The following is a 5,138-nucleotide window of genomic DNA, read 5'->3' on the forward strand; positions in this document are numbered from 1 at the left end:
TGGCGCAGGCCGTGGACAGCGGCGAAGGGCGCACCGGGGGCGAGGGGACGGGTACGGGTGGCGGCAGCGATGCCCTCGCGGATGCCCTGACGCACGGCCCGTACGACACCGCCCGCGGTCACGTGGCGGTCGGCGAGATCGGCGGCGAACGCTCCGTCCTGGCCAACCGGGAGAAACTGGTTACGCAGATCACGCGCACCCAGCCGGAACGGGATCGCCGTGGCAGCGCCCGTCATGGCGGCGACGGGCAGATCGGGGCGGGTGTACACCCGGTAGCCGGCGAGGAGGGTGGTCTCGCTGCCGTCCATCGCGCGGATCGCCGCCGCGACCTGTGCCGGCAGCTCCATCTCACGCACCAGGGCGAGCTGGGAGTCCAGGACCACGCCGGCCGCGCCGCCGGCCACCGCGGCGGCCGCGGTGGCCGGACCGATCCCGCCAGCGGCAAACACGGGCAGCGGCGCGCCCTCGGTGGTGACGAACGCCTGCGCGAGCAGATGTTGCAGGAGGGTGAAGGTGGTGAGGTCGCCCACAGGCCCCCCGGACTCGTTACCTCGCGCGATCAGCCCCTCGACCCCCGCAGCCACCGCGTCGCGCGCCTGCGCAACCGAGGTGACCTCCGCCCAGACCCGGCGCCGCGCCTCTCCACGCGGCCCGCTCGTCCGCCACCGGCTCGTCAGCGCGCCGATGTCCCAGCGGCTCCCCGGGCCCGGCCCGGCATCCGCCCACGCGACGGGGCCGGATCGGGGATCCGGGCCGGATCGGGCGACGAGTACGACAGTCCCGACGCTCGCGGGCAGCTCGTCGGGACCGAGGGGGCAGCCGGGGGCGGCCCGCACCCCGAACCGGCCCGGCGCCCACCGCGCGGCGTCCCGCAGCGCATCACGCGCCGGTCCGGCCAGCAGCCCGAGATCCAGCACCCCGAGCCCTCCGGCCCGCTGCACCGCGGCGACCAGGGACGCGGACGGTTCGGCGAACGGCGTGATCACCACGACCAGCTCGCGGGCGTCGAGCGGATCGCGGTCGGCGGGGTTGGCCGGCGAGGCCACGGGTGACGCGCTGGGTGCAGTGGTCATCGGCTGGTCCTCCCGACCGGTCCCCGCCTGAGGCAGGGCGCTGAGGGGGCAGAGGCTGAGGGGGCTGTGCTGGTCCGCATGGGCGGGCAATCGCTGGTCCGCGTGGGCGGGCACCGCAAGGGCAGGCGGGCAGCCGGCAGACCCGTGGCCGGCGGCGCGCCCGCTGCCGCACGATCGCCGCGGCGGCGCATCGAGGCCATGGAACTCACCCACCGAACCAGCATGATCGACTTGTTTCGGACGACAGGACCGCCCGCACCATCCAGACCTCCTGGTCAGTGCCGTCGGGACGGCAGACATCCGGGAAGCCGCATCCGCCCTGAGTATGCGAAAAACGAACCAACCCCCAACAGGCTGTCGCGGAACTGGTGTCCCCCGGTCCCACGGCGGCCGCATCCGATTAGCCGACACAGGATTGCCAACGTGCGCGGAATACTAGCCGGCTCGGTTGGGATCATTGCGCGGCGCCGGACCACAGCGGTGATCGTGGGCCCATCGGACCACTGGCGCGGTCGCCGTGACCAGGTTCGGACGGCATCCAGTCGCCGGCTCGCCCACCGCCGGACATCGATGACGATGTCGCGGATCGGGATTACACAGAGCCCGCAGGGGTGTGCACCGGGCGACGTCATCAATCGCTGCGGCCATCGATGGAGGTTACGAATGAGTATCACGCAGGTCGCTATCCCGGTCGCCGGTCGCGGCGGTTTCTCTTCAGTATCGATCATCCAATGCGGCGATGAACAGATGTGGCTACTTTCCGGCAACACACACCCGCACGCGCAGGGCCTGGAGAAATCGGATGCGAGGACGACGCCCCGGGAGGTATGGAACCACGGGCGGACACCGTCCTGAAAATCGATCGTGGTCGCCGCCGGCCGGGTCAGGCGCTGACGGACGGGGACTGACTCCTTCAGACCCCATGCGGACCAGAAGGGACATCGGCCAACCTAGTCACAGCGCGCCATCGATCGCAAGCTTATCCGATCAACTTTCCGGCAACGACCTCAATAGGGATGCCAATGGCAACATTTCAGCCACAATAAGCGACAGTCGTCGCGGGGCGTGCAGGACATGACCCTCGGGACCGGTCAGGCGAGGCCAGATCGATCGATTACCACGGACCGGCTTTGTCACCCGGGTGGGATCATCGGCACGCGGCCGTCGGCACCGGGAACGGACACCCAGGGTGTCCGTTCCCGCCACTGCTCGATCATCGGGACCGGGCTCTCGCCTCATCCCTTCGCGCCGAAATGCCGGCGGCCCCGACGAAGAGGTCGATCATGATCGCCGTCATCGGAGGACCAGGTGCCGGCGACCGCGTCCCGCGCGGTGGCGCACCGGGGTTCGCGGCTCGAATCCGAGGTCGTAGATCATCGGAACCGCCGCGGATCCCACGGATCCCGCCGATCGAACATCCACGGCAGCGGCCTCATGACCTTATGACGTCACAGTTTCAGGGCCGCTTCAGGGCCGCGGGTTGCCGGGGGCCGCGAACGCGCTCGTCTCCCGCTGCCACGCGATCGCCAGCTGGGTCCGGTTCGTGCACCCCGTCGCCACGAGCGCATGGGTGAGATGGTGCTTGACCGTGTCGATGCTGATGCACAGCGCCTCGGCGACCTGGCGATTGGAACGGCCTTCGGCGACGAGACGGACGACGTCGCGCTCGCGCGCCGACAGCTTGCCCGCGACCGACGGGCCCGGGTCCGCCCGGATGTAGAAACGCAGGAGGTTACCGAGATGCCGCCCGAGAACTGCCCCGACGGCGCGGTCCCGCGGTCCGAACGCGCCCGGCCGAGAATCCAGCAGGGACACCACGGCGCCCACGTTCGACGGACCGAACAGGCGGATGAGCAGCTTCGCGTGGATGCCGTGTGCCCGCAGAAACCGCTCCAGGCGCATCCGCACCTCCGGGCGTTCCGGGACGCCGAGATCGTCAAGGGTGGCGAGCCCCCGCTCGCGGACCGAACGCAGGCTGTCCGGATTGCTGAGGGCCTCCAGCTCCCGGTAACGCTCCAGGTAGGAGCCCGCGAGTCGAAGCGCCAGTCCGCGACCGGTGGGCCGGGCGTCCTGGAAGGCGGTCTCGAGCGAGGAGCCCAGGAAGAAGGCGGAATGCCGGTAACCGAGATGCCGGGCCATGCCGTCCAGGGCGAGCTCGCGGAAGGATGCCAGCGACGACGCCCGCTCGCAGTCCTCCACCACGCGCAGGATGCCGCGCAGCTCGGCCGCGCCGAGAGCCAGGTCCCGCGGCATCGGCGCGGTACGCGCCACCGGAGCGGACCGGACGGGCGGGACCGCGCGGCCGGTGGCGCTCGGCGCGTCGCCGCGGCCCATCGGCGAGCCGCCCATCGGCACGCTGCTCCCCGGCGGGCCGGAGCGCTGGTGCAGCGGTCGCCCCGCACCGGCGCCGGTGGCGGCGGAATGCCGGGTGGCCGGCGAGCGGTGCGGCGGGGTCAGCGGTGCGGGTGAGCTCGCGGAGACACGCCTCGCGACCCGGCCCGCCGCAGCGGCCTCGGCGGATGTGTCGACGGTCACGCCAATTCGCGGCCGATGTAGTGCGTCCTCACCGATAACATCATGCGGGCGGGAAACTCGGTCGGTCACACGTGCCTCCGGGGGGGTCAGAACTCAGAACCGACGCCAGGCCTCGTCCGCTAGGGACGATGCCGCCAGGTTGATTTCCGGCGAAGTTGGACAGGTTCGGCAAGCGTAGGGCCCACCTCCCTCGCTACGCCAGTAGTCGCCCACGCCCCCCGATCACACTCACCCCGCATCTTCGGCTCAGCCGGGGAAAACGCGACCTTAACGCACGTAAACGTTTGGGATGGCGGCGTCCGGCGGCCCCCGGCAGTGGCTCGAGGTGATTTTTCCCTCCCGCTGGCACCGCCCGTCGGGGCTACCTCACAAGTACGAGATTGGCTCCCCGGCTTCGATCGCGGCCGCGAAAGAAGCCGGAAAACGTCCTCCGGCGCGGGTGAGCCCCGGATCCCGACCGACATCGACAGCATGAACATTGGTCACGCAGGGTATCCACAGCGGCAGTGCACGGTTTCGCCAGCGGTCCGCGGCCCGCCTCCGGAGGGGTTGAGTTCTCCGCTCCCCGCACGGACCACCCATCCCATGGTGCCGCTCCACGACGACGACACATCGAGCGCGGACACCATCGAGCGCGGCCGGGGCGCGATGTGGCCATGCACCGATCATCGACCGGTCGAAGCCACAGCAGGAGACCAAAGCCACGGTAGGAGAGAGGCGGAGGTACGAAGGCGATGACCTTGGGGCGGTCGGTCTTCCTGGTCGTGGTGGGTGCCATCCTGCGCTACGCGCTCACCTGGCACACCACCGGAGTGGATCTCCAGGTTCTGGGCCTGATCCTGATGATCACGGGGATCGTGACATCGATGATCTGCCTGCTCCGCGCCTTCCTGCCGGCACCGGCACGGGCCACCGCACGTACCCGCGGAGCGGGGCGGACACCGATCGGGCCTGGTCCCGGACCGATCGGGCGGCGCATCGAACGAACGGCGGCGTTCGGCACATACCGGTACGGCCCACCGCAGCCCGGGTCCAACAGGATCCAGAGGGATGCCGGCTACCTCGATGCCGGTCACGCGGGCCCCGGTTACACGGAGAGCGACCGCACCGATGCCGGCTATGCGGACGCAGTGGACGACGGACCCGGCTCGGGGGGAGGGTACCCACCCCCGTGCCCGCCGCGATTCACTGAATCACCGTCATCCTGATCGCGGCGCCCCGACCACCGGGCCGTTGACCTCCCACCTAAAATTTATTTTTACGATAAATGGTATGACTATTTACAATAGACGCAATTCGCGCGCGCGATGTACAGCGTCGCGACGCCGTGGCACGTCGAGCTTGCGGTAGATGCTCTTCAGGTGCGTCTTCACCGTGTTCACGGAGACGAAGAGCTCGGCGGCGATCTCGGCGGTCGTCAACATCGTCGGCAGATAGCTGAGGACCGCGAGTTCCCGGTCGCTGAGCCGGCCGCCCGCCCCGGGTCCCCGCCCGTCCCTGGAACCGGGTGAGCGCTCACGCGCCCCCGGC

General features: G+C 70.2%; 4 protein-coding genes. 1 reads left to right on the forward strand and 3 read right to left on the reverse strand.

The features are described 5' to 3' along the window. Both AC08ON_RS12365 and AC08ON_RS12370 read right to left on the reverse strand, forming a co-directional pair. The coding region (locus AC08ON_RS12365) for a nitronate monooxygenase (RefSeq protein WP_476617010.1) at positions 1-1,073 on the reverse strand (1,073 nt) is incomplete at its 3' end. Between the two features lie 1,467 nt (positions 1,074-2,540). Continuing rightward, entirely contained in the window at positions 2,541-3,608 is a 1,068-nt protein-coding gene (locus AC08ON_RS12370; RefSeq protein ID WP_476608294.1) for a helix-turn-helix transcriptional regulator, read from the reverse strand. Between the two features lie 734 nt (positions 3,609-4,342). On the opposite strand from AC08ON_RS12370, the gene AC08ON_RS12375 reads away from it, so the two are divergent. Next, positions 4,343-4,816, forward strand: a complete 474-nt coding sequence (locus AC08ON_RS12375) for a hypothetical protein (RefSeq protein ID WP_476608295.1) — start codon at positions 4,343-4,345, stop codon at positions 4,814-4,816. A gap of 72 nt (positions 4,817-4,888) precedes the next feature. On the opposite strand, the gene AC08ON_RS12380 is transcribed toward AC08ON_RS12375, so the two are convergent. Continuing rightward, positions 4,889-5,138 (reverse strand): response regulator transcription factor (locus AC08ON_RS12380; RefSeq protein ID WP_476617011.1); only part of this gene is annotated, 250 nt, incomplete at its 5' end.

The sequence above is a fragment of the Frankia sp. CoWAU3 genome, from assembly GCF_977971855.1.